This window comes from Caldimonas sp. KR1-144 (assembly GCF_049446155.1).
GTDB lineage: Bacteria > Pseudomonadota > Gammaproteobacteria > Burkholderiales > Burkholderiaceae_C > Rivibacter.
This window is the reverse complement of sequence record NZ_JBMSEE010000012.1, coordinates 1-23,848: the sequence shown is the minus strand read 5'-3', so window position 1 is coordinate 23,848 and position 23,848 is coordinate 1. Positions and strand designations below refer to the sequence as shown.

The window sequence follows — 23,848 nt, the reverse complement described above, 5'->3', positions numbered from 1 at the left end:
GAACCCGGCGCTGCCAGGTCGATCCGACCGCCCTGCGCTTCGTGCGCTGACCCCTTTCCCGATGTCGAGGCTTTCCGTGACCCGCTCTGTTTCCTCGTTCCCGCGCCGCCCCATCGTCCACGCGGTCACGCTGACCACCGCGCTCGGCCTCGCGGCCTGCTCGTCGATCAACAAGAGGCTCGAAGGCGACAAGGTCGACTACAAGACCACCGGCGCCAAGCAGGTGTCGCTGGAAGTGCCGCCCGACCTCAGCCAGCTGCAGCGCGACAGCCGCTACCAGCCGGTGCAAGGCGCGATCAGCGCGTCGGCGATCCAGGCCGCGCCCGGGGTCCCCACCGGCGTGACGCTGGCGCCCAGCGCGACCGCCGTCGCGCCTCAACAGATCGGCAACGTCAAGATCGAGCGCGAAGGCAACCAGCGCTGGCTCTCGACGACGCTGACGCCCGAACAGATCTGGCCCCAGCTGCAGGAGTTTTGGCAAGAGCGCGGCTTCGTGCTCGAGCTCGACTCACGCGAGACCGGCCTGATGCAGACCAACTGGGTCGAGAACCGCGCCCGACTGCAGCAGGACCTCATCCGCGACACGATCGGCAAGGTCTTCGACGGCCTCTACGACAGCGGCCTGCGCGACAGCTTCCGCACGCGCGTCGAACGCAGCGCCGGCGGCGGCACCGAGATCTACATCTCGCACCGCGGCATGCAGGAGATCTACGTCAACGACCGCAAGGACACCACGACCTGGACGGGCCGCCCCAACGACCCGGACCTCGAGGCCATCATGCTCTCGCGTCTGATGCAAAAGCTCGGGGCCAAGGAAGAGCAGGTCAAGACGGCGGCTGCGAACAAGCCCGCGGCCGACCTGCCGGCGCGCGCGCGCATGATGCCGGGCCCGCCGGGCACCGGCATGCAGGTCGACGACTCGTTCGACCGCGCCTGGCGCCGCGTGGCGCTCGCGCTCGACCGCAGCGGCTTCACGGTCGAGGATCGAGACCGCGCGCAGGGGCTGTTCTACGTGCGCTACGTCGATCCCAAGAGCATCGGCAAGGGCGAGCCGGGCTGGACCGACAAGCTGTTCAGCCTGTTCACCAGCGGCGAGAAGAAGCCGCAGACCTCGGGCCCGGCGCGCTACCGCATCGCGCTCAAGGGCGAAGGCGAGACCACCGCGGTGACCGTGCAGAACGCCCAGGGCCAGCCCGAGACGGGCGACGCCTCGCAGCGCATCCTCGAACTGCTGGTCAACGACCTCAAGTGACGTTCGCGTCGCCGCACCCGGCTCGACGGCGATGCGCTTTCGCAGCCTGGGCAGCGGCAGCGGCGGCAACGCCACGCTGATCGAGGCACGCGACGGGCCGCGCACGACGCGCGTGCTCGTCGACTGCGGCTTCACGCTCAAGGAGGCCTCGGTCCGGCTGGCCGCGATCGGCCTGTCGCCCGGCGACCTCGACGGCGTCTTCGTCACGCACGAGCACGGCGACCACGTCGGCTGCGCCTTCTCGCTCGCCCGCCGCCACGGCGTGCCGCTGTGGACCAGCCGCGGCACCTGGCGCGCCGCCGGCATGCCGGCACTCGACGACGCACTGCTGCGCTTCGCGCGCGACGGCGAGCCGATCGACATCGGCGCGCTGCAGTTGCGGCCCTATACCGTGCCGCACGACGCCGCCGAGCCGCTGCAGCTCACCGCCACCGACGGCCACGCGCGCCTGGGTCTGCTCACCGACGCCGGCTGCGCGACCGACCACCTCGTCGCGGCGCTGCAGCGCTGCGAAGCGCTGCTGATCGAATGCAATCACGACCTCGCGATGCTCGCGGCCTCGCGCTATCCGGCGTCGCTGAAGGCACGCATCGGCGGGCGGCTGGGCCATCTTGCCAACGACACCGCCGCGCAGATCCTCGCGCGCTGCCGCCATGAAGGCCTGCGCCATGTCGTGGCGGCGCACCTGAGCGAGCAGAACAACCGGCCCGACCTCGCCGCCGCGGCCCTGGCGGGCGCGCTCGGCGCTGCGCCGGACGACGTCGTCGTGGCCAGCCAGGCGCAAGGCTTCGACTGGCTCGATCTGAGCTGACGCCTGCGCTGTCCCGGCGCGACCCACAAAAAAAAAAGCCGCCCGAAGGCGGCTTTCAGATCACGCGGTGCGTTGGCTGCGGACGCGCAGCCAACGCGACCCGTCGACTCACTTCGCGGCCGAAGCAGCCGAAGCGGCCGCGTCAGCGGCGGCGTTGGCAGCAGCAGCGGCGCCAGCGGCGGCCGAGGCGGCAGCGTCGGTCGCAGCAGCGGCACCGGCAGCGGCCGAGGCAGCGGTGTCGGCGACGGCCGAGGCAGCCGTGGCGGCGGCATCAGCAGCGGTCGGCGCGGCAGCCTCTTCCTTCTTGCCGCAAGCGGCGAGGGCAGCAGCAGCGATCAGGGCCAGCAGAAGCGACTTGTTCATTGGAAAGATCCTCAAGTGGTGAGTGGGTCAACGATGATCGGATTGATCGGAACCCATCGACGCAAAACACCGCAGGATTCCGCAACGAGCCATACGGCTCGAGCATTTGCATGCCCAGCCGGAAATTCTAGCCTTCTTTTCTACGGGTTTCTCAGAGGCCCAATGTCGTGGCCGGCATGGCGGCCTCGGCGCGTTGCGCCAAATCCTCGACCAATTCACGGATGCCGGTCAGGTCATCGGCATCGCGCATCACGCGCCCGCGGCCGCGCTGGGCATCGAACAGCCGGATCGCCTGCACGTCGGGCACCAGCATCAACGAGCGCATGTGAGGCGCGTCCTCCTCGCTGACCGCGAGGCAGTCGACCACGTGCGCCCAGCGCCGCCGCCAGGCGACCCAGCGCGGACATTCGAGCGACAGCCACTGGAAGTCGCAGGCCAGCAGCCGCAGCCGGCGATGGGAGTTGATCCAGGTGTCGAGCCGCTCGATCGTCGAGCGCAGGCCCAGCGGCCAGGAGCTGAAGTCGGGATCGACCAGCCAAAGCTCGGCGACGTTGCGCTCGACAGCCACCTGAAGCGCAGCGTCGAACGCCGCGAAGAACGCGCCGCGCGTCTCGATCGCGTCGGGCGAGCGCGGCCGCTCGTCCTCGGGCGGCGCCGCCTTGACGATGGCCGCGTCCTTGAGCAGCTCGGCCAGCGGGATCGGGTCCCAGTCGAGCGGCGGCACCTCAGCGCGCGCGCCGGCGGGGTCGTTCGGTGACGGGTTCATGCTCGGCTCCTGGTTCATCGTCGGTCGCGGCGTGCAGCCAGCCGTCTGCCGCCCAGCGCTGCAGAAGCTCGCGCGCGCCTCGGCTAGCCGTGCGCCACTGCGCGGCCTCGAGGCGGCGCCCGTCGGCCAGGCGGCGCATCAGCGCCGCGTCGGCCCCGGCGGCGCGCCAGCCCTCGCCGTTCACGTAGACGTGACGCGAGTCATACAGCATCCGCGTGCGGCGGTCCAGCACCAGGGCACGGGTCGCGTCGAGATCCGCACCCGGCTCGAACACGACGTTGGGCTTGGGCTCGCTGGCCCATTCGCCGAACGCGATGTCCAGCGCGTCGCGGTCGGCCAGCAGCGCGCGCACCGCATCGCGCGCGAAGCGGCCGAGCGACGCGGGAATGCGCCCCGGCGTCGCGGTCGCCGGCTGCGCGGGATCGCGGTAGCGCGCCGGCGCGTCGTCGTCGTGTGCGTCGAGCAGGCGCTCGACGAGCGACTGCGCCAGCTCGCCTCGTGCCGGCGCGCGAAAGCCCACCGACGCGGTGAGGCACTCGCCTTCGGCCACGCCGTCATGCGCCCAGCGCGGCGGCAGGTAGAGCATGTCGCCCGGCTCGAGCAGCCACTCCTCCTCGGCTTCGAAATTGGCGAGGATCTTCAGCGGCACGTCGGGCACGAGCTGGGGATCGGCCAGCCGGCCGACGCGCCAGCGCCGGCGACCGGCCAGTTGGATCAGGAAAACGTCATAGCTGTCGAAATGCGGACCGACCCCGCCGCCATTGCTGGCCCACGAGACCATCAGGTCGTCGAGGCGCGCCTCGGGCACGAAGCGAAAGCGCTGCAGCAGCGCGTGCGCGGCGTCGAGCTGCAGGTCCAGGCCCTGCACCAGCAGCGTCCAGCCCGCGCGCGACACGGGCGGCAGCGCGCGCTTCTCGAAAGGGCCGTGCTTGAGCTTCCAGCCATGCCTGCCGCCTTGTTCCACCACGCGCGACTCGACGTCCTCGCGTGCGGCCAGTTCGAACAGCATGCGCCGATCGACAAAGGGGTGGGCGACATCGACCGCGCCACGGATCAGCAGCGGCCGCTTGTGCCAGTGGCGGCGCATGAAGGTCTGCGGACTCAGGCCGCCCAGCAAGGGCGTCGCCATGTTCAGCGCCGAGCTGCCGGCGCGGCGTTTCTTGGGGGAAGGCATCGCAGCATTGTGCGATCATCCCCGGCATGCAGATCACCGCTCCATGCGTCGTCAGTCTCACCTGGCGGCTCGAAGACACCCAGGGCCAGCTGATCGACGAGCTCACCGAGCCGGTCGAGTTCCTGGTCGGCGGCGACGACCTGCTCGCCAAGGTGGAAGAAGCGCTGATCGGCCAGGACACCGGCTTCGAGGCCACGCTGCATCTCGAGCCCGAGCACGCCTTCGGCGACTACGACTCGCAGCTCGTGTGCTTCGAGGATCGCTCGCTGTTTCCAGAGCACATCGAGGAAGGCATGCAGTTCGACGGCCTGCCCGAAGGCGCCGCCACGGTGGGCATGCCCACCGACGCGATCTACACGGTGACCGAGGTCTACGACAGCCACATCGTGCTCGACGGCAACCACCCGCTGGCGGGCATCGCGCTGGTGCTCGCGCTCAAGGTGCGCGACGTGCGCGAGGCCACCGACAAAGAGATCGAGCAAGGCAGCGTCGGCACGCCGGCGGTGACCGTGCTCGCCACCGCGCCGGCCTCGCCGCATCTTCACTGATCCCTCGCTGAAGACCCACCGCCATGTCGCCCGACATCCAGTGGGGCCTGTTCCTCGCCGCGTCGCTCGCGCTGGCGCTGACGCCGGGCCCGGACATGATCTACGTCGTCTCGCGCGCGCTGGCGCAGGGTGCGCGCGCCGGGCTGGTCTCGGCCGCCGGCCTCACGCTCGGCCTGGCGGCGCACACGCTGCTTGCGGCCTTCGGCGTCAGCGTGCTGCTGCAGGCCTCCGAGACGGCCTTTCTCGCGCTCAAGATCGCCGGGGCGCTCTACCTGATCTGGATCGGCGTGCAGATGTGGCGCGCCGCGCCGTCGATCGACATCCACGCGGCCACCGACCGCGTCGGCAATGCCAGCCTGTTCCTGCAGGGCTCCCTGTCGGCGCTGCTGAACCCGAAGCTGGCGCTGTTCTTCCTGGCCTTCCTGCCGCAGTTCGTGCCGGCCTCGAGCGCGACGCCGACGCTCGACGCGATCGCGCTGGGCCTGGGCTTCTCGGTCGTGGGCATCACGGTGCAGGCGGCCGCCGGACTGGCCGCCGGCGCGCTCAGCCAGACGCTGCGCAAGAGCGACCGCGCGGTGCGCCGCGTGTTTCGCGCCAGCGGGCTGGTGATGATCGGGCTCGGCGCGCGGCTGCTGATCTCGCCGCGCTGAGGCGCGGCCTCAGCTGCGGCCCGTCGACCCGAAGCCGCCCTGCCCGCGCGTCGAGGCCTCGAAGCCGTCGACCACGCGAAACGCCGCCTGCACCACCGGCACGATCACCAGCTGCGCGATGCGCTCGAGCGGCTGCACCGTGAACGCCACCTGGCTGCGGTTCCAGCAGCTCACCATCAGCGGGCCCTGGTAGTCGGAGTCGATCAGGCCGACCAGGTTGCCCAGCACGATGCCGTGCTTGTGACCCAGACCCGAGCGCGGCAGGATCATCGCGGCCAGCCCCGGATCGCCGATGTGGATCGACAAGCCGGTCGGGATGAGCGCGCTCTCGCCTGGCGCCAGCGTCAGCGGCGCTTCCACGCAGGCGCGCAGGTCCAGGCCGGCGCTGCCGGGCGTGGCGTAGGCCGGCAATTGCTCGGCCATGCGTGCGTCGAGCACGCGAACGTCGATCGTCGGTTGCATCGGGTGAAGGCGAGAAAGAAGTGGGTCAGCGCGCGGCCGCGAGCCGGCGCGCGATCTCGGCGACGAGCTGTCGCGCGAGCGTGAGCTTGTCGGCCGCCGCGCCGTCGGCCGGCAGCGGCTGCTCGCCCTTGGCGTCGACCAGCAGCAGCGCGTTGTCGTCGCGGCCGAACGTGGCGGGCCCGAGGTTGCCCACCACCAGCGGCAGCTTCTTGCGCTCGAGCTTCTCGCGCGCATGCGCCGCCAGGTTGTGGCTCTCGGCCGCGAAGCCGACGCAGTAAGGCGGCTTCGGCAGCGCGGCCACGGTGGCGAGGATGTCGGCGTTCTCGGTCAGCTCGAGCGAAGGCGGCACCTTCATGCCGTTCTTCTTGAGCTTGTGCTCGGCCAGCTGCGCCGGGCGCCAGTCGGCCACCGCGGCGGTGGCGACGAAGACCTCGTGCGACGCCGCCTGCGGCAGCACCGCGTCGAGCATCTGCTGCGCGCTGCGCACGTCGATGCGCGCGACGCCGCGCGGCGTGGGCAGGTGCACCGGTCCGGCCACCAGGGTCACCGAGGCGCCGGCCTCGCGCGCCGCACGCGCGATCGCGAAGCCCATCTTGCCGCTCGACAGGTTGGTCAGGCCGCGCACCGGATCGATCGGCTCGAAGGTGGGCCCGGCGGTGATCAGCACGCGCCGCCCGGCGAGCGGCTTGGGCGAGAGCTCGGCCACGATGTCCTCGAGCAGCGCCTCGGGCTCGAGCATGCGGCCGTCGCCGATCTCGCCGCAGGCCTGGTCGCCGGCGTCGGGGCCGAGCACGCTGGCGCCGTCCTCGCGCACGCGACGCACGTTGCGCTGCGTGGCCGGGTGCGCCCACATCTCGCGGTTCATCGCCGGCGCGATCAGCAGCCGGCACGAATGGATCGGCCGCGCCAGGCACATCAGGCTCAGGATCTCGTCCGCCTGGCCGTGCGCGAGCCGGGCGATCAGGTCGGCGCTGGCCGGCGCGACGATCAGCGCGTCGGCGTCGCGCGTGAGGTTGATGTGGGGCATCGCGTTGCCCTCGCTCGCGTCCCACTGCGAGGTGACCACCGGCTGGCCGCTCAAGGCCTGCATCGTGGTCGGCGTGATGAACTGCCGCGCGGCATCGGTCATCACGACGCGCACCTGCGCGCCCGAGCGCGTGAGCAGGCGCAGCAACTCGGCCGCCTTGTAGCAGGCGACGCCGCCCGACAAGGCCAGCACGAGGCGCTTGCCGACGAGATCGGGGCGAACGGGATCGAGGCTCATGCGAGGTCAAGCCGGACTGGGATGGCGCGGATTATCCCGGGAAGCCTTCGCCACGGGCGCGAGCAGGCTAGCGCGCGACGATCGCCCAGCGTTCGTGGTCGCGCCAGCGTCCGCCGATCTTGAGGTAGCGCGGCGAATAGCCTTCGAGCGAGAAGCCGCAAGCCTTGACCAGGGCGATCGACGCCACGTTGCCTGGCTGGATATTGGCTTCCAGCCGGTGCAGCTTCATCGGCCCGAATGCTTCGCGCACCACGGCGCGCAAGGCTTCGGTCATCAGGCCCTGGCGCTCGTAGCCGGCGAAGGCGTAGTAGCCGAGGTAGGCGCTGCGAAAGATGCCTCGAACGATGTTGGTGACGCTGATCACGCCGACGAGGCCGTCGTCCGCACGAGAGCGCACGACGAAGCCGCGGTTCTCCGGCCGCTGCATCGCCGCCACGTAGGCTCGAAACGCCTGGGGCGTGGACGGTGCCGTGACCCATGGTCGATGCAACGCGAGGCTCGCGCCCGCCGCGGCGAGGAAGTCGCGCTGGTCGGACCGTTGGGGTGATGACAGGCGAATGCGAGGCTTCATCTCACTTCATCTCTAGCGCGCCGGACGGGCGCGGATTATCCCGGGCCTCACGCGGTCCCGCCGGCTCGGGACGCGGCCCGACGCCGCCTTGGTCGACAGCGTCGCGGCCGTGCGCCGCACGCGCCGACCTCAATGCCCCGCCTGCGACAGGTCCACCGCTCGCGTGGGCCGCGGCGCCAGCCAGATCACCGCGGCAGCGACGATGAAGGCCAGCACGACGATGGCCATGATCTGGTTGGTCGCGACCATCACGCTCTGGCTCTGCACCATGTGTTCCATCATCACGTGTGCGGCATCGGCGTTCACCTGAGCCTGCATCATCGCGCCCCACAGCTCGCCGCCGCGATCCAGCTTGCCGGCCAGCTCTTCGTGCACGACGGCGCTGCGGCTCTCCCACGAGGTGGTGACGAGCGAGGTCGCGAACGCCCCCGACAGCGTGCGAATGAAGTTCATCAGCCCCGCGGCCGACGCGGTCTCGCGCTCCTCGACGCTGCCCAGCGCCAGCGCAGTCAGCGGCACGAAGAAGAACGGCAGGCCCAGGCCCGTGAGCAGCAGCGGCCGCGAGATGTCCCAGTAGCCCATGTCCGTGTTGCTCGCGATGCGCCAAAAGGTCACGAACGACAGCCACAGCAAGCCGCAGAAGATCAGCCGGCGCGGGTCGAGCTTGGTGCTCAGCTTGCCGGCGACCGGCGCGGCAAAGATCGCCAGCACGCCGCTCCAGGCCGTGGCGAGGCCGGCCCACGTGGCCGTGTAGCCCATGTAACCCTGCAGCCACAGCGGCGTCAGCACGTTGGCGGCGAAGTAGGCACCGAAGCCGAGCGCGATCGTGATCACCGCAGCGCTGAAGCCGCGGTGGCGGAACACGCGCAGGTCGACGATCGGATGCTTTTCGGTCAGCTCCCAGATCATGAAGGCCGCGAAGCCGATCGCCGCGGTCACCGCGAGCCAGCAGATCAGGCTGGACTCGAACCAGTCGTGCTCCTTGCCGAGGTCGAGCATCAGCTGCAGCGCACCAACGAAGACGATCAACAGCGCCAGGCCCACGGTGTCGATCGGCGCGCGCACGCGCTGCGCCTCGTAGCGCTTGAGCATGCGCCAGGCGATCGGTGCGAACAGCATCGCCAGCGGCACGTTGATCAGGAAGATCACCGGCCAGGCGAAGTTGTCGCACAGCCAGCCGCCGAGCACCGGCCCCAGCACCGGCGCGATCAGCGTCGTCATCGCCCACAGCGCGGTCGCGGCCGCCGCCTTCTCCTTGGGAAAAATGCGCAGCAGGAGCGTCTGCGACAGCGGCATCAGCGGCCCGCCCGCCAGGCCTTGCAGCACACGTGCGAAGACCAGCATGCCGAGCAAGCCCGACAGGCCGCACAGCGCCGAGAAGACGCCGAACAGCGCGATGCAGGTCGCGAACACCCGCACCGGCCCGAAGCGCGCGGCCAGCCAGCCGGTCAGCGGCACGACGATCGCCTCCGCGACCGCGTAGGACGTGATGACCCAGGTGCCCTGCGTGCTGCTGATGCCCAGGTTGCCGGCGATGCTGGCGACCGAGACGTTGGCGATCGTCATGTCCAGCACGGCGATGAAGTTCGCCGTGGCCAGCACGATGGCCGCCAGCCACAGCATGCCGCCTTGCAGCGGCGCGTCGGCGCCCGATGCGCCGTGGGCGCCGGAGGGAGTCGCGGACATGAGCTGCTCCTCGAACGAAGGCGGCTTACAGGGTCGCGGCGCGCGTGTCGATGGTGGCCGTCATCGACAGCCCGACCTGCAGCGGATGCGCGGCCAGCTCGGCAGGATCGAGCGCAATGCGCACCGGCACGCGCTGCACCACCTTGATCCAGTTGCCGGTCGCGTTCTGGGCGGGAATGGTCGCGAAGGCCGAGCCGCTGCCGCCCGACAAGCCGGTCACCACGCCGCGGTACTTGACCGCGTCGCCGTAGAGGTCCGAGACCACCTCGACCGGCTGGCCGACGCGCACGCGCTCGAGCTGCACTTCCTTGAAGTTGGCGTCCACGTGCACCAGCTCGATCGGCACGATCGACAGCAGCGGCGCGCCGGCCTGCACCTGCTGGCCGACCTGCACCTGGCGCTTGACGACGATGCCGTCGATCGGCGCGCGCACCACCGTGCGCTCCAGGTTCACGCGCGCCTGGTCGCGGCGCGCGCGCGCCAGCGCGACCTCGGGGTTGCTGTCCTCGGTCGCGTTGGCGATCAGCACCGCGTTGGCCTCGCGCGCGCCGACCGCCGCCGCGTGGTTGGCGCGCGCCTGCGCGGTCTGCGCCTGCGCGGCCGCGAGGTTGGCCTTGGCGGTCTCGAAGGCATTGCGCGCGCGCGTGAGCTCGTCGGCCGAGACCGAGCCGGAGCTCGTGAGCGCCTCGCGGCGCGCGAGGTCGATCTGGGCGCGGTCGAGATCGGCGGTCGCCGAGGCGAGCTGCGCGGCCGCGCGCTGCTGCTCCGACAGCCGCGAGGCGACCTGGGCCGCGAGGTTGTCGTCATTGGCCGCGTAGCCGCGCACGCGGCGGATCGCGCGGCCCAGCTCGGCCTCGGCCTGCGCGAGCGTGAGCCTGGCGTCGGTGTCGTCAAGCTGCACGACGATATCGCCGCGGCGCACGCGTTGCGTGTCGGTCACGCGCACCTCGCGCACGATGCCGCTGACCGTAGGGGTGACCTGCGCGGTCTCGGCCGCGGTGTAGGCGTTGTCGGTCGACACGAAGCGCGAGGCGTGGATGTACTCGTAGGCGCCGAAGCCGAACGCACAGACCAGCACCGCGCAGCCGAGCGCGACGAGCAGTTGCTTGCGGCGCGCCTTCATGGCCGCGTCGGCCTCGCGCTCGATTTCTTCGGACGCGGCAGCCAACCGTTGGGTTTGCATCTGGGACATGGAGAGCTCCTGGTTCAAAGAGATCGAAGAGATCAGAGAGACGGTGCCGAGTAGCCGCCGCCGAGCGCGCGCACGAGGGCAACATCGAGCGAGAAGGCACGCGAACGCAGGTCGGCCTGACTGCGCAGCGTCGCCAGCAGGCTGTCCTCGGCGCTCAGCACTTCGAGGTAGGTCGCCAGGCCGCCCTCGTAGCGGCGGTTCTGGACTTGCCACGCCTCGCGCGCCAGGTTCACGGCCTCGTCGCTGCGTTCGAGCTGGGCGCCCAGGGCGCGCTGGCTGGCCGCGGCATCGGCCACGTCCTGCAGCGCCCGCACCAGCGTGCGGTCGTACTCGGCCACCGCGAGCGCGTGATCGGCGTCGGCGCCGCGCAGCCGGCTGCGCAGCCGCCCGCCGTCGAAGATCGGCAGCGACACCGCCGGGCCGACGCTGCCGATGGCCGAGGCGCCGCGGGCCAGCATGTCCAGGCCCAGCGACTGCACGCCGACGAAGGCCAGCAGGTTGACGTTCGGATAGAACGCTGCCTGGGCCTCGTCGATGCGCTTCGCGCTCGCCTCGGCGCGCAGCCGCGCGGCCACCAGGTCCGGCCGGCGGCCGATGAGCTGCGCCGGCAGCTGCGCGGGCAGTCCGAGCGGGCGCAGCGCCTGCTCGGCGGGCCGCTCGATCGAAAGGCCGCGGTCCGGGCCTGCGCCCATCAGCGCGGCGAGGCGATGGCGCTGCAGCACGATCTGCTCCTCGATCGCCAGCACGTCGGCCGCCGCGCTCGCGCGGCGCGATTCGACCTGGCGCACGCTGCCCAGCGTCTCGAGCCCGTTGCGCTGGCGCTCGGCGAACAGCGTCGCGGTCTTGGCGCGCACCTCGAACGCGGCCTTCGCGGTGTCGAGCGCCGCGTAGGCACGCGCCAGCTCGGCATACGACGCCGCGATCGCGGTCGACAGCAGCAGGCGGCTTTGCGCGAGGTCGGCCTCGGCGGCCGCGGCTTCGGACACCGCCGCGGCGAGGGCCGCGCGCCTTTGGCCCCAGAGATCGAGGTCCCAGGAAAAGTCGAGCGTCGCGCGGCCGTAGTCGTGCCAGCCATTCGGCGTCGCCGACGGCGGGCTGAGGTGGTTCTCGCTTTGCTGTTGCGCGGTGATCGATGCATTGGCATCCAGCCGCGGGCGGCGCTCGGCGACGCCGCGATCGGCCGCCGCCTGGGCCTTGTGCAGCCGGGCGCGCGCCGCCGCCAGCGTGGGCGCATCGGCCAGCGCCTCGGCGATCAGCGCGTCGAGCTGCGCATCGCCGTAGGCGCGCCACCATGCGTCGGCGGGCCAGCGGGCCGCAGGTGCGGCCGCGAGGCTGTCGGCACTCGCCAGGCGTTCGACCGCCATCGCCTGCGGACGCGCCTCCCGGTCGGGCGGCGCGGCGCAGCCCGCGAGGACGGTCGCGCAGGCCAGCATCAGGGCGTGACGCAGGTGGGAAGGCGTGTTCATTCGGGCAGGTCTCATCGAGAGGAATGGAGGGCAAGAGCCCAGAGCGCGGACAGCGGCAGCGGCGCGGCTTCGGCGCCCCACAGCACGAGCAGGCAGGCAGCGCCGACGGCCAGGGAGAACGTCCAGCGCACGGTTTGCAGGGCGGTCATGCGAGCTCCTTCGCGATTCAGTGAGCGGCCGCGGCGCACACCACGGGTGCCGAGAAGTCGCGCCCGACGCGCTCGAGCACCGCGAGGTAGCTGCGCCAGGTGCGCTCACGCAGGCCGGTGCGCGCGACGCGGCCGCTGCGGTCGCAGGGAAACGCAAAGCCGCGCCCGGCGTCGAACAGCGACTCGAAGCGCAGCTCGAACGCGGCGTCGGCGGCGGTGGAATTCGAGGCTTGCATCGCGCGCCCCTCCTGCGATGCCTCGGGGCCGGCGTCGCGGGCTGCGGGCGCCAGGGCCTTCTCGGCAGGAGGTATTTCGCGCTTCGGGGGTTGCGCGGCGGTTACCGCAGCGCGCGGTGCGATTTCGATTGAAACCGCGCCTGAGGAGGTTCAGCGTCGGCGGCGGGCCGCCCCAAGCCGACGCAGCCCCCTCGGGGCTGCGAGCAAGGCGAGCGTGGGGGCCGGCATCAGCGCACGGGCTCGACCGGCGCGTCGAACAGATAGCCCGCGCCGCGCTGCGTCTTGATGAAGCGCGGATGCGCCGCGTCCTCCTCGATCTTGCGGCGCAGCCTGAGGATCTGCACGTCGATCGAGCGGTCGTAGACCTCGGCGTTGTGCAGGCGCGAGAGGTCGAGCAGCTGGTCGCGCGTCAGCACGCGCTGCGGCGAGCACAGAAACGCGGTCAACAGGCTGAACTCGCCGTTGGTGAGCGGCACCGCCTGCCCCTGCGGATCCTTGAGCCGGCGCAGACCGATGTTGAGCTCCCAGCCGCCGAAGCGGTAGGCGCGCACCTTGGCGACCGCGTCGGCCACCGTGGCCTGCGCCTGCGCGCGGCGCAGCAGCGCGCGGATGCGCGCGAGCAGCTCGCGCGTCGAGAACGGCTTGGTGAGGTAGTCGTCGGCGCCGAGCTCGAGGCCCATCACGCGGTCGGCCTCCTCGCCCAGGCCGGTGAGCATCAGGATCGGGATCGTCGAGCTCTCGCGCAGGCGGCGCGCGATCTGCATGCCGTCCTCGCCGTGCAAGCGCACGTCGAGCACGAGCAGATCGACCGTCTCGCGCGCCATCACCTCGGCCAGTTCGCGGCCGCTGGCAACCGCGGTCACGCGCAGCTCGTTGCCGCGCAGGTAGTCGGCGACGAGTTCGCGCACCGCCGGGTCGTCGTCGACGGCGAGCACGTGGGGCAGCGAAAACTCCTGCATGTCAGTGGCTCCGCCGCGCTTCGCGCGCCTGGCTGCGCGAGAACCCGCAGATTCCGACGGACTCGGTGGATCCGGCTTCGCCGGTCCACACGCGGCGCCCCCTTGAGGGGGGAGCGCCGAAGGCGCTTCGGGGGTGGTTCATTTCATCAAGCATGGATCGGCAGGCTGCATCTCGCAAGCCGGCGGTGAAAGGGCTCATCGCGCCACCGCCTGCGGACGCAAGGCCGCGGCGAGGCTGCGCGCGATGTCGCGCGCGACCAGCGGCTTGGACAGCACCTCGGCGACGCCGGCCTCGCGCGCACGCTGCACGAGCGCCGGACTGACGAAGCCGCTCATCAGCACGATCGGCAGCGCCAGGCCCTGGCGGCGGATCGCCTGGGCGAACTCCGAGCCGGTCATGCCGGGCATCGCCTCGTCGGACAGCACGGCATCGAAGCGGCCCGGCTCCTCGCGCAGCGCGGCCAGCGCCGCCTCGGCCGACGTGAAGCCGACCGGCTCGTAGCCCAGCTCGGCCAGCAACTCCTCGCCCAGGCGCACCAGTGTTTCCTCGTCGTCGACCAGCAGGACGGTCTCCCCCGATCCCGGCGCCACGTCTTCGATCGAGGGTGCCGGCGGCGCGACCACGCCCTGCCACGGCAGGTAGACGGTGAACGTCGAGCCCTCGCCGACGCGGCTGGCAATGTCGATGCCGCCGCCGAGGTCGGTGACGATGCCGTGCACCAGCGACAGCCCGAGCCCGGTGCCCACGCCGACCTCCTTGGTCGTGAAGAAGGGGTCGAAGATGCGCTCGAGCACCTGCGGTGCAATGCCGCAGCCGCTGTCCTTGACGGTCAGGCGCACGTAGCGGCCGCGCTCGAGCCGGCTGGTGGACAAGGGCCGCGGCTCTTCGATCTCGGCGGTGTCGACCGCCACCGCGAGCAGGCCCTCCGAGCGCATCGCCTGCACGGCGTTCGCGCACAGGTTCATCACCACCTGGTGGATCTGCGTCGGATCGCCCAGCACGCCGGCGTCGCCTGCCGCGAGGTGCCGCTCCAGCCGCACACCGGCCGGCAGCGACGCCGCGATGCCCTCGAGCGCCTCGGCCACCACCGACTGCACGTGCACCGGCACGCGCTCGCCCACGCCCGATCGGCTGAACGCGAGGATGCGCTGCACCAGCGACTTGGCGCGCAGGCCGGCGGCGACCGAGGCATCGACGTGGCGGCGCAGCGCCGAGCCCTCGGGCGTGTCCTTCTGCGCCATCTCGCCATAGCCGAGGATGGCCGAGAGGATGTTGTTGAAGTCGTGCGCGATGCCGCCGGCCAGCGTGCCGATGGCCTCCAGCTTCTGCGCCTGGCGCAGCTGGCGCTCGAGCTGGTCGCGCTCGGCCTCGGCGCGCTTGCGCCCGGTGATGTTCTCCATCGAGCCGGCCATGCGGTAGGCGCGCCCGTGCGCGTCGTGCAGCGCGATGCCGCGCTGGCGGTACCAGTGCCATTCGCCGTCGGAAAGCCTCAGCCGGTACTCGACCGCGAAGTGGTGCGTGCGTCCGCGCAGGTGGTCGCGGATGGCCTTGCGCACGACCGGCAGGTCGTCCGGGTGGTAGGTCATCAGCGCGATCCAGTCGCGCCGCGGGCGCTGCGTCTCGCCCGGCACGAGGCCGAGGATGCCCTGCGCGCGCGCCGACAGGAACAGCACGTCGCTGGCCAGGTCCCAGTCCCACAGGCCCTCGTTCGCGCCTTCGACCGCGAGCTGGTAGCGCTCCTCGGAGCGGCGCAGCGCCGCTTCGGCGCGCTTGCGCGCGTCGATGTCGCTGACCGAGCCGGCCATGCGTACCGCGCGGCCCTGCGCGTCGCGCGCGCACACGCCGCGCACGCGGATCCAGCGGTACTCGTCGCTGCCGGAATGGCGATGCCTCACGCGGTACTCGGCCTCGTAGGCCGGCGTCTCGCCGGCCAGGTGCGCATCGATCGCGGCGCGCCGGTGCGCGCGATCGCCGGGGTGGAGCTGGCCTTCCATCGCAGCGAACCAGTCGTCGATCGACTGCATCTCGCCGGCCGGCGCGAGGCCGAGGATCTCTCGCGCGCGAGCCGACGCGAAGGCACGCTGGTTGACGAAGTCCCACAGCCAGATGCCGTCGTCCGAACCGGCCACCGCGACGCTGAAGCGCTCGCGCGACTCGGCCAGCGACTGGTGCGCGGCCTGCAGCCGCGCGAGCTGGCGCAGCGTCAGCAGCAACAGCAAGCCGGCCAGTGCCGCCAGCGTCAGCGTGCGCAGCACCGAACCAACAGCCTGCGCGCGCCACGGCGCGAGCACCGCGTCGGCGTCGCGCGTGACGATCACCGCGAGCGGGTAGTCGGGCACCTCGCGGATCGCGCCGAAGCGGTCGATGCCGTCGAGCGGGCTCGCGTTGCGCGTCAGCGTGGGGCCGCCGGCCGCGGCCTCGTCGAGCAGGCGCTGCATGATCGGAAACTGCTTGCCGAGCGCATCGTCGGCCGGCGGGTGGCGCGCGAGCAGCGACGTGCTCTTGCGCAGCAGCGCGATGCGCGTGCCGGGCTCGGGATAGGCGTCGCGGTAGAACTGCTGGAAGTAGGCCACGCGCCCGGCCGCGCCGACGGCGCCGGCGAACTCGCCCGCCGGCGTCTCGAGGCGCCGGCCCATCGGGAACACCCACTGACCGTTGCCCGGGCTCTTGAACGCGTCGTCGATCATCAGCCCCGACTCGCCGCCCTTCAGGCGCATGAACGGCGAGCGCGCCGCAGCCACCAGCGGCGGCATCTCGGCCGGCGGCATCAGCGAGGCTGCACGCACGCGGCCGTCGGGCTCGAACACGACCAGGCCGTCGATCTGCACCAGGCCGACGGCCTGCTCCTTGAGGTACAGGTGCAGCTCGTCTCGGCCCAGCTGCGCCAGCTTGCCCGCACGGTGCTGTTCGACCAGATGCCGCAGCGCCAGGTCGACCGCCTGGATGCTGCGCGCAGTCTGCTCGGCGATCACGCGCGCTTGCGTGTTGAGCTCGCCGTCGGTGCGCGCGATCGTCTGGCGGTAGCCGCGCACGATGTCGTAGACCGCCAGGCCGACGATCGCAACGATGATCAGCCCGCCGAGCCAGGCGACCAGGCCGCTGCGCTGCCAGGCAGGCAGCTCGGCGGCGGTGTCGCTGGACGAGTCCATCGTGGTCGGTCAAGCCTCAGGCGCCGCGCACGCCGATCAGCCGAGCGACCGCGCCCAGCAGCGCGTCGCGCGTGACCGGCTTGGCCAGCACCGCTGCGACGCCCAGTTCGCGCGCGACCGCGCCCTGGCTGGGCACGCCGGCGAAGAACGCCGTCGACAGCGCCAGGACCGGCGCGCCGGGATGGCGCGCGGCGAGCCCTTGCAGCCGCTCGCCGCCGCGGCCTCGGGGCGGCGAAATGTCGGCAACGATCAGGTCAACGCGCTCGCGCACCGGCGCGTCGGCTTCGCTCGCGATGCGCACCTGCAGTCCGGCGGCGCCGAGCCACACGGCCAGCAACTCGGCCAGCGCCGCGTCGGTGTCGACCAGCAGGGCGGCCGGCGCCGCGCGGTCGTCGTTGATGGAAAACTCGGTGGACATCGGTGCGGATTCGGCGCCGCGTCGAGGCGCGCGCCGCCAGTGTGTCACCCGCCGGCCGGGGCGGCGTGGCCGCCTCGCCGCGCGTGCATTACAGCTGAAACGGCCTCAGGCGCCGGACAAGGTCGACAGCGGCCGCGCGCAGCGCCGCTGGTAGTCATGCACCGCCTCGACCACCGCCTCGGGAAACGCGACCGCCCTGCGCGCCGCGGTGTCGATATGGCAGGCCACGATGTCCATCGTCGCCGCCGCATGGCCGTCCTCGACGTTGAGCATCGTCTGCCGGATGAGCAGCACCTTCTCGCGCTGCTCGACGACCACCGAGCGCACCGCGACCACGTCGCCGGCCAGCAGCTCGCGGTGGTACTGGATCTTCTGCTCCAGCGCCGCCATGCCGCGCTGCTGGCGCTTCATGTAGCCCGGCGTGAGCCCGAAGCGCGTGAGCAGGCTCCACAGCGCCTCGTCGAACTTGCCGACGTACCACATGACGTTCATGTGGCCCATGTGGTCGCAGTGCCACGGGTAGACCGTGCCGCGGTAGGTGGTGGTGTCGTCGTCCATCGCTGGCCTCCTGCGTTGCGAGGCCCCCATCGTCGCGGCCGGGCCTCACGCTCGCGTTTCAGCCCGCCAGACGCGTCTTTCAGTTGAAACCCAGCCGCGCCGCCAGCGCCCGCGCCGCCGTCGCCAAGCCCGGCACCAGCCGCTCGTCGCTCATGCGATGCCCCGCCCCCGGCATCAGATGGCAGCGCGCATCCGGCAAGACGTTCGCCAACTGCAGCGCGACCTGCGGATCGCAGGTCGCGTCGTCGCAGCCCGCGACGATCTCCACGGGCCCCTGCCAGCGCCGTGCGAGCGCGCGCGCCTCGGGCCAGGCGCCTTCGAGCGCATCGTCCGTGCCCCAGCGCCGCAGCGCATGGATCGCATGCACGCGCCAGCCCGCCAGTGCCTGCGCCGCGGGCGAGCCGCGACGCCGGTCGGCGACCGCTGCCGCGAGCCGGGCGACATCGCAGCGCGCCCCGCTGGCCTTCGCACCGCCCGGCAGCGACTGTGCGTCGTCGAACGCCGACCACGCCAGCGCGAGATGCACGCTGTCGAACAGCGGCGGCAGCACGCCGCGGGACAACCCTGTGTCATCGCCGACGGCCGGCCGCAGGTCGTGGTACAGACTGCGCACCGCGTCGACCGTCGCCTCGCCCAGCCAGGCGCGGCCGCTCTCGCCCAGCCAGGCGCGCCACGGCCCGACGTAGCGGCGCGTCTCGGCCAGGCTGCCGACGAAAGGGCTGCGCAGCCACAACGCGCTCACGCGCTCGGCATGGCGCACGGCGTAGGCCAGTGCCAGCCGCGCGCCCCACGAGCCGGCGGCCAACGCCCAGCGCTCCACGCCGGCCGCGGCGCGCACGCCCTCCATGTCGTCGACCAATGCATCGAGCGTGTTCGCAGCGGTCTCGCCGAGCGGTTCGCTGCGCCCGCAGCCGCGCTGGTCGAAGGCGATGATCGACAGCCCGGTGCCGCGCCACGGCGCGATCGATTCCTCGCGCGTGCGCCCGCCCGGGCCGCCATGCACCAGCAGCACCGCCGGTGCCTGCGGATTGCCTTCGGCGTGCCACCAGACGCGGTGGCCGTCCCGCGGCGCCAGCCAGCATGACTCGGCAGGGTCTATCGGAGACATAGCCCAGGGTATCTGCTGAGGAACAAGGGCATGTGGTTTGCAACAACAATCCATCAAGACAAATCATCCAGCAGACGCCGCAGATCCGGCGATGCCGGTCTGCTGGCGTCGCCCCCTCGAGGGGAGGCGCCGAAGGCGCTTCGGGGGTGGACTTATTCATCATGCTCTCTGTCCGTGGTCTCACCAAACGCTATGGCGAGCGCACCGCGCTCGACAACCTCAGCCTCGAATTGCGCGCCGGCAGCTTCACCGTGCTGCTGGGGCCCAACGGCGCCGGCAAGTCGACGCTGTTCCAGGTTGTGACAGGCCTGTTCGCGGCCGACGCAGGCGAGGTCGAGATCGCCGGCCATTCGCTGCGCCGCGAGCCGAGCGCGGCGCTGCGCGCCCTGGGCGTGGTGTTCCAGCAGTCATCGCTCGACCTCGACCTCTCGATCCGCCGCAACCTGCTGCTGCAGGCCGACCTGCAAGGCCTGCCGCGCGCGCTCGCGCAAGCGCGCATCGCCGAAGGCTGCGAGCGCCTGCAGATCGACGCCGACCTCACGCGCAAGGTGCGCGAGCTCTCGGGCGGCAACCGCCGCAAGGTCGAGCTGGTGCGCGCCGGGCTGCACCGGCCCGTGCTGTTCCTGATGGACGAGGCCACCGTGGGCCTCGACCCGAAGTCGCGCCGCGACCTGCTCGCGGCCTTGCATGCCGACGTGCGCGAGCGCGGCGCGAGCGTGCTGTGGGCCACGCACTGGGTCGAGGAGGCCGCCGAGGCCGATCGCGTGCTGGTGCTGCACAAGGGTCGGCTGCTGGCCGACGGCACTCGGGAAGAAGTCACGGCCGCGCTCGGGGAACCGACGCTGGAGCAGGGGTTCATTGCCAGAACCGGCAATACAGCGGGCAACCCCGCGGCCGATGGCCCGGCCGCTGCGCGCAAGCCGCCACAGGAGACCAACGCGTGACCCCGACCCGACTCTTCCTCGTTGCCGCGCTGTGCGGCGCCGCCGCGCTGCCGCTGGGCGCCCAGGCGCAGGGCCTGGCCTTCGTCTCGAGCGAGAAGGACAACGCGCTCGCCGTGATCGACCTGAAGACCCTCACGGTGGCCGGCAGCGTTCCCACCTGCAAGCGCGCGCGACACCTGCAGCTCACGCCCGACCGCAAGCAGATCATGGTCGCGTGCACCGACTCCAACCAGCTCGACTTCATCGACATCGCCACGCGCCAGTCGGTCAAGCGCATCCCGTTCGGCGAGGAGCCGGAGGCCTTCGACCTCTCGCCCGACGGCAAGACCGCCTACGTCTCCAACGAGGACGAGGCCAGCGCGAGCTTCATCGACGCGGCCACGGGCAAGGTGCAAAAGACCGTGAAGGTCGGCGAGGAACCCGAGGGCGTGAAGGCCACGCCCGACGGCAAGCTGGTCTACGTGACCAGCGAGGTCGCGAGCATGGTGCACGTGATCGACACCGCGAGCGCCAAGGTGGTCAAGAACATCAAGGTCGGCAAGCGCCCGCGGCGCATGGCGCTCACGCCCGACGGCAAGGAACTGTGGGTCACCAACGAGCTCGACGCGACGGTGAGCATCATCGCCACCGCGACGCACGAGGTGATCGCGACGCTCAAGTTCGAGGTCAAGGGCGCGCGCGCCGAGGACATCACGCCGGTGGGCATCGCGATGAACCGCGACGGCAAGCGCGCCTTCGTCGGCCTGGGCAAGGCCAACCACGTGGCCTTCGTCGACGTGGCCAAGCGCCAGGTCACGAACCTGGTGCTGGTGGGCAAGCGCGCATGGAACGTCGCACTCAATGGCGACGAATCGCGGCTGCTCGTGGTCAACGGCCTGTCGGACGACATCACGGTCGTCGACGTGCCGGCCGCCAAGGCGCTCAAGAGCATTCCGGTGGGCCGCGTGCCCTACGGCGTGGTGATCGTCGAGTGAGCGATCGATGATGAAGCGCCAGTCCCTCGTCGTCGCGCTCGCGTCGCTGGCCGCGGCCTGCGCGCATGCCGCGACGCTCAAGGCCACGCTGATCCAGCCCGAGGACGACGCGCGCCTCGAGCGCAACCGCATCGAGCGCGCCTACCTCGGCCACCCCGGCGGGCCGGTGGCCGAAGGCTTGCAGATGGCGCTCGACGACGCGCGCTTCGAGCTCGAGGCCGCCGGCGCCCAGGTCGCGCTCGATGCCAAGGCAGCGCGCGACCTCGCCGCCGCGCGCGCGCTCGCGGTCGCCGCCGAGAAGGCCGGCGCCGCGGTGCTGCTGACCGACCTGCCCGCCGACTGGACGCTCGCCGTCGCCGACGCGGTCAAGATCCCCGTGCTCAACGTCGGCGAGCCGAGCGACCGCCTGCGTCAGCAGGACTGCCGCGCGCGCCTGTTCCACCTGCTGCCGAGCGAACGCATGCGCACCGACGCGCTCGCGCAGACCCTGCTCTCGCGCAAGTGGAGCAAGCTGCTGCTGCTCACTGGCCCGAGCGCGGAAGACGCGCAGCGCAGCCAGGTGGCGCAGGCCTCGATCAAGCGCTACGGCCTGCAGGTGGTGGCGAGCAAGCCCTTCAAGCTCTCGGCCGATCCGCGCGAGCGCGACCTCGCCAACCCGCTGCTCCTGACCGCCGGCAACCAGTACGACGCGGTGTGGGTGGTCGACAGCGACGGCGAGTTCGCGCGCACCCTGCCCTACCGCACCGTACTGCCGCGCCCGGTGGTCGGCGACGCCGGCCTGGTGGCCGTGGGCTGGCACGCGCAGTTCGAGCGCTTCGGCGCGCCGCAGGTCTCGCGCCGCTTCCAGAAGAACGCGAAGCGGCCGATGGTCGCCCAGGACTGGGCCGCGTGGATGGCCGGCAAGGTGCTGGTGCAGCTCGTCGCCGGCGCGCCCAAGGGCACGCCCGCGCTGTGGGCGCAGAACCTGCCGAAGCTGCCGCTGGACGGCAGCAAGGGCGTGGCCATGGGCTTTCGCGCCTGGGACGGCCAGCTGCGCCAGCCGATGCTGCTGACCGATGGGCAAGGCGTGATCTCGATGGCGCCGGTCGAGGGCGTGCTGCATCCGAGCAATGTGCTCGACACGCTGGGGGCGGATGCGCCCGAGAAGCTGTGCAAGAACCCGAGATGAACCGATGAGCAGTACCGCCACCCCCGCGATCGGCGCCGGCGACCCCGCCGCCCGGCACGGGCTCGCCCACGCCCTGCAGGCGCTGCGCGCGATCGCGCTGCGCGAGCTCTTGAAGTTCAGCCAGCAGACCGGTCGTCTGATCTCGGCGCTGGTGCGCCCGCTGCTGTGGCTCGCGGTGTTCGCGGCGGGCTTTCGCAACGTGTTCGGCGTGGCCATCGTCGAGCCGTACGACACCTACATCCCTTACGACGTCTACATCGCTCCCGGCCTGGTGGGCATGGTGCTGCTGTTCAACGGCATGCAGTCGTCGCTCGCGATGGTCTACGACCGCGAGATGGGTCTGATGCGCCTGCTGCTGACCGCGCCGCTGCCCAGGCCCTGGCTGCTGTTCTGCAAGCTCGCGGCCACGGCACTGCTGTCGGTGCTGCAAGCGCTGGCCTTCGTCGTGATCGCGGCGCTGATCGGCACCACGCTGCCGCTGCTCTCGCTCGACGGGCTGCACGCGCTCGCGGCGCTGGTGTGCGCGGCGCTGATGCTGGGCGCGCTCGGGCTCCTGCTTTCGGTGCACATCAAGCAGCTCGAGAACTTTGCCGGGACGATGAACTTCGTCATCTTCCCGATGTACTTTCTCTCGACCGCGCTCTACCCGCTGTGGAAGCTGCAGGAGTCGGGCGCCGAGTGGGTGTACCAGATGGCGCGCTTCAACCCCTTCACGCACGCGGTCGAGTGGATCCGCTTCGCGATCTACGGCAAGGATCCGGGGCTCGCGCCGTGGATCGTGATCGGCTGCACCGTGGTGTTCTTCGGGCTCGCTTGCTGGGGCTATGACCCGCAGCGCGGCTTCGGTCAACTGACCAAGCGCGGCGGCGGAGGCCCGCAATGAACCCTGAACGCCGCCGGCTGCTGATCGGCGCGACCTGCGCCACCATCGCCTCGCCCGCCTTCGCCTTCGCGCAGGAGCCCTTCCCATCGCGCCCGGTCACGCTGTGGATCCCGTGGCCGGCCGGCGGCGGCACCGATCTCGCGATGCGCGTGCTTGCCGAAGCCGCGGGCCACCGGCTCGGCCAGAAGGTCGCGATCGAGAACCGCGCCGGCGCCGGCGGCACGCTCGCGATGCCCATCCTCCAGCAGGCTGCGCCCGACGGCTACACGATCGCGCAGATGCCGCAGACGGTGTTTCGCGCGCCGTACACGCAAAGGCTGTTGTGGGATCCGATCCGCGACACCACGCCGATCCTGCAGCTCACCGGCACCACCTTCGGCATCGTCGTGCCCGCCGACAGCGCGCTGCGCACGGTCGACGACGTATTCGCCGCGGCGCGCGAGAAGACCGGCCAGCTGACGATCGCCACCAACGGCGTCGGCACGACGCCCCACGTCGTGATCGACGAGCTGATGGCGCAGCGCGGGCTGAAGTACATCCACGTGCCCTACAAGGGCGCGGCCGAGCAGATGCTGGGCGTGGCCTCCGGGCAGGTGATGGTCGGCGTGGGCTCGACCTCGTTCGGCCCGTTCGTCGACCAGGGCAAGCTGCGCCTTTTGGCCACCTTCGGCGAGCACCGCAGCAAGCGCTGGCCGCAGGTGCCCACGCTCAAGGAGCTGGGCTTCGGCATCGTCGCGAACTCGCCCTACGGACTCGCCGGGCCGCGCGGCCTGCCGCCGCCCATCGTGACCACGCTGCACGACGCGTTCCGCGCCGCGATGCAAGACGCAGCCTACGTCGCCGAACTCGCCAAGTACGACCAGGAGCCGGCCTACCTGGGCCCGGCCGAGTACGCGCAGGCCTGCCGCGATGCCTATGCGCACGAGAAGCGCGTGGTCGAGCGGCTGGGGCTGGGCAAGGCTGCCAACGGGAGCTAGGTGTGAGCTGTCAAGACGTTGTGTCGAGGCCCCGGTAGTCGAGAGGCTGGAGCGACGCGGCCGATGCCGCGGTGGGGGCGGTGCCAGTTGTAGTGGTGCTGCCAGCTGTGGAGGGCCTG

At 71.5% G+C, this 23,848-nt stretch carries 25 protein-coding genes; 9 read left to right on the top strand and 16 right to left on the bottom strand.

Going from position 1 to position 23,848, the window contains the following annotated elements; translation table 11 throughout:
- Positions 1–76: 76 nt before the first annotated feature.
- Positions 77–1,252: an outer membrane protein assembly factor BamC gene (gene bamC, locus ACO2TI_RS22200; protein WP_423287563.1), complete on the top strand. Its 1,176-nt coding sequence runs from the start codon at positions 77–79 to the stop codon at positions 1,250–1,252.
- 31 nt (positions 1,253–1,283) lie between these two features.
- Positions 1,284–2,063 carry an MBL fold metallo-hydrolase gene (locus ACO2TI_RS22195; RefSeq protein WP_423287561.1) on the top strand — a complete coding sequence of 260 codons (780 nt, stop codon included), beginning with the start codon at positions 1,284–1,286 and terminating at the stop codon, positions 2,061–2,063.
- A 108-nt stretch (positions 2,064–2,171) separates the two neighbouring features.
- Here the strand turns inward: ACO2TI_RS22195 and ACO2TI_RS22190 are convergent, their stop codons facing one another.
- The 3 genes from ACO2TI_RS22190 to ACO2TI_RS22180 form a co-directional block, all read right to left on the bottom strand.
- A complete protein-coding gene (locus ACO2TI_RS22190) occupies positions 2,172–2,426 on the bottom strand; it encodes a hypothetical protein (RefSeq protein WP_423287559.1) in 255 nt (84 codons plus the stop codon).
- Positions 2,427–2,577: 151 nt separating this feature from the next.
- Positions 2,578–3,192 (bottom strand): hypothetical protein, encoded by a 615-nt coding sequence (locus ACO2TI_RS22185; protein WP_423287557.1) that lies wholly within the window; start codon positions 3,190–3,192, stop codon positions 2,578–2,580.
- Entirely contained in the window at positions 3,152–4,366 is a 1,215-nt protein-coding gene (locus ACO2TI_RS22180) for a JmjC domain-containing protein (protein ID WP_423287555.1), read from the bottom strand. The genes ACO2TI_RS22185 and ACO2TI_RS22180 overlap by 41 nt, the downstream gene beginning before the upstream one ends.
- Positions 4,367–4,392: 26 nt before the next feature.
- Here ACO2TI_RS22180 and ACO2TI_RS22175 point away from each other — a divergent pair, with 26 nt between their 5' ends.
- Together ACO2TI_RS22175 and ACO2TI_RS22170 are read left to right on the top strand one after the other, a co-directional pair.
- Positions 4,393–4,914, top strand: coding sequence for an FKBP-type peptidyl-prolyl cis-trans isomerase (locus tag ACO2TI_RS22175; protein ID WP_423287553.1), 522 nt, complete (start codon positions 4,393–4,395; stop codon positions 4,912–4,914).
- 23 nt (positions 4,915–4,937) lie between these two features.
- The gene (locus tag ACO2TI_RS22170; RefSeq protein ID WP_423287551.1) at positions 4,938–5,564 is read left to right on the top strand and encodes a LysE family translocator; all 627 of its coding nucleotides are present in this window, start codon (positions 4,938–4,940) and stop codon (positions 5,562–5,564) included.
- 9 nt (positions 5,565–5,573) lie between these two features.
- Here ACO2TI_RS22170 and dut read toward each other — a convergent pair whose 3' ends face one another.
- From dut to ACO2TI_RS22105, 13 genes are all read right to left on the bottom strand, one after another.
- A complete protein-coding gene (gene dut / locus ACO2TI_RS22165) occupies positions 5,574–6,026 on the bottom strand; it encodes a dUTP diphosphatase (protein ID WP_423287549.1) in 453 nt (150 codons plus the stop codon).
- A gap of 25 nt (positions 6,027–6,051) precedes the next feature.
- Positions 6,052–7,290 (bottom strand): bifunctional phosphopantothenoylcysteine decarboxylase/phosphopantothenate--cysteine ligase CoaBC, encoded by a 1,239-nt coding sequence (gene coaBC / locus ACO2TI_RS22160; RefSeq protein ID WP_423287547.1) that lies wholly within the window; start codon positions 7,288–7,290, stop codon positions 6,052–6,054.
- Positions 7,291–7,357: 67 nt separating this feature from the next.
- On the bottom strand, positions 7,358–7,861 hold the full coding sequence (locus ACO2TI_RS22155; RefSeq protein WP_423287545.1) for a GNAT family N-acetyltransferase: 504 nt from the start codon (positions 7,859–7,861) through the stop codon (positions 7,358–7,360).
- A 129-nt stretch (positions 7,862–7,990) separates the two neighbouring features.
- On the bottom strand, positions 7,991–9,547 hold the full coding sequence (locus tag ACO2TI_RS22150) for a DHA2 family efflux MFS transporter permease subunit (protein WP_423287543.1): 1,557 nt from the start codon (positions 9,545–9,547) through the stop codon (positions 7,991–7,993).
- 25 nt (positions 9,548–9,572) lie between these two features.
- Positions 9,573–10,730: an HlyD family efflux transporter periplasmic adaptor subunit gene (locus ACO2TI_RS22145; RefSeq protein ID WP_423287800.1), complete on the bottom strand. Its 1,158-nt coding sequence runs from the start codon at positions 10,728–10,730 to the stop codon at positions 9,573–9,575.
- A 41-nt stretch (positions 10,731–10,771) separates the two neighbouring features.
- The gene (locus ACO2TI_RS22140; protein ID WP_423287541.1) at positions 10,772–12,205 is read right to left on the bottom strand and encodes an efflux transporter outer membrane subunit; all 1,434 of its coding nucleotides are present in this window, start codon (positions 12,203–12,205) and stop codon (positions 10,772–10,774) included.
- A gap of 11 nt (positions 12,206–12,216) precedes the next feature.
- Complete coding sequence (locus ACO2TI_RS22135; RefSeq protein ID WP_423287539.1) at positions 12,217–12,354, bottom strand: hypothetical protein; 138 nt, start codon at positions 12,352–12,354, stop codon at positions 12,217–12,219.
- Positions 12,355–12,371: 17 nt separating this feature from the next.
- On the bottom strand, positions 12,372–12,590 hold the full coding sequence (locus tag ACO2TI_RS22130) for a hypothetical protein (RefSeq protein ID WP_423287537.1): 219 nt from the start codon (positions 12,588–12,590) through the stop codon (positions 12,372–12,374).
- A 227-nt stretch (positions 12,591–12,817) separates the two neighbouring features.
- A complete protein-coding gene (locus tag ACO2TI_RS22125) occupies positions 12,818–13,549 on the bottom strand; it encodes a response regulator (protein WP_423287535.1) in 732 nt (243 codons plus the stop codon).
- A gap of 195 nt (positions 13,550–13,744) precedes the next feature.
- Positions 13,745–16,699, bottom strand: a complete 2,955-nt coding sequence (locus ACO2TI_RS22120) for a PAS domain-containing protein (protein ID WP_423287533.1) — start codon at positions 16,697–16,699, stop codon at positions 13,745–13,747.
- A 16-nt stretch (positions 16,700–16,715) separates the two neighbouring features.
- On the bottom strand, positions 16,716–17,117 hold the full coding sequence (locus ACO2TI_RS22115) for a response regulator (protein ID WP_423287531.1): 402 nt from the start codon (positions 17,115–17,117) through the stop codon (positions 16,716–16,718).
- 105 nt (positions 17,118–17,222) lie between these two features.
- Positions 17,223–17,675, bottom strand: a complete 453-nt coding sequence (locus ACO2TI_RS22110) for an acyl-CoA thioesterase (RefSeq protein WP_423287529.1) — start codon at positions 17,673–17,675, stop codon at positions 17,223–17,225.
- A 79-nt stretch (positions 17,676–17,754) separates the two neighbouring features.
- Positions 17,755–18,783, bottom strand: a complete 1,029-nt coding sequence (locus ACO2TI_RS22105; protein ID WP_423287527.1) for an alpha/beta fold hydrolase — start codon at positions 18,781–18,783, stop codon at positions 17,755–17,757.
- A 161-nt stretch (positions 18,784–18,944) separates the two neighbouring features.
- On the opposite strand from ACO2TI_RS22105, the gene ACO2TI_RS22100 reads away from it, so the two are divergent.
- From ACO2TI_RS22100 to ACO2TI_RS22080, 5 genes are read left to right on the top strand one after another with little or no spacing between them, the layout of a single operon-like run.
- Positions 18,945–19,727: an ABC transporter ATP-binding protein gene (locus ACO2TI_RS22100; protein ID WP_423287525.1), complete on the top strand. Its 783-nt coding sequence runs from the start codon at positions 18,945–18,947 to the stop codon at positions 19,725–19,727.
- Positions 19,724–20,701, top strand: coding sequence for a PQQ-dependent catabolism-associated beta-propeller protein (locus tag ACO2TI_RS22095; RefSeq protein WP_423287523.1), 978 nt, complete (start codon positions 19,724–19,726; stop codon positions 20,699–20,701). Before ACO2TI_RS22100 ends, ACO2TI_RS22095 begins: the two co-directional genes overlap by 4 nt.
- A gap of 7 nt (positions 20,702–20,708) precedes the next feature.
- A complete protein-coding gene (locus ACO2TI_RS22090) occupies positions 20,709–21,869 on the top strand; it encodes a branched-chain amino acid ABC transporter substrate-binding protein (RefSeq protein ID WP_423287521.1) in 1,161 nt (386 codons plus the stop codon).
- A 4-nt stretch (positions 21,870–21,873) separates the two neighbouring features.
- Positions 21,874–22,752, top strand: coding sequence for an ABC transporter permease (locus tag ACO2TI_RS22085; RefSeq protein WP_423287519.1), 879 nt, complete (start codon positions 21,874–21,876; stop codon positions 22,750–22,752).
- Positions 22,749–23,729, top strand: a complete 981-nt coding sequence (locus tag ACO2TI_RS22080) for a Bug family tripartite tricarboxylate transporter substrate binding protein (RefSeq protein ID WP_423287517.1) — start codon at positions 22,749–22,751, stop codon at positions 23,727–23,729. Before ACO2TI_RS22085 ends, ACO2TI_RS22080 begins: the two co-directional genes overlap by 4 nt.
- Positions 23,730–23,848: the final 119 nt, after the last annotated feature.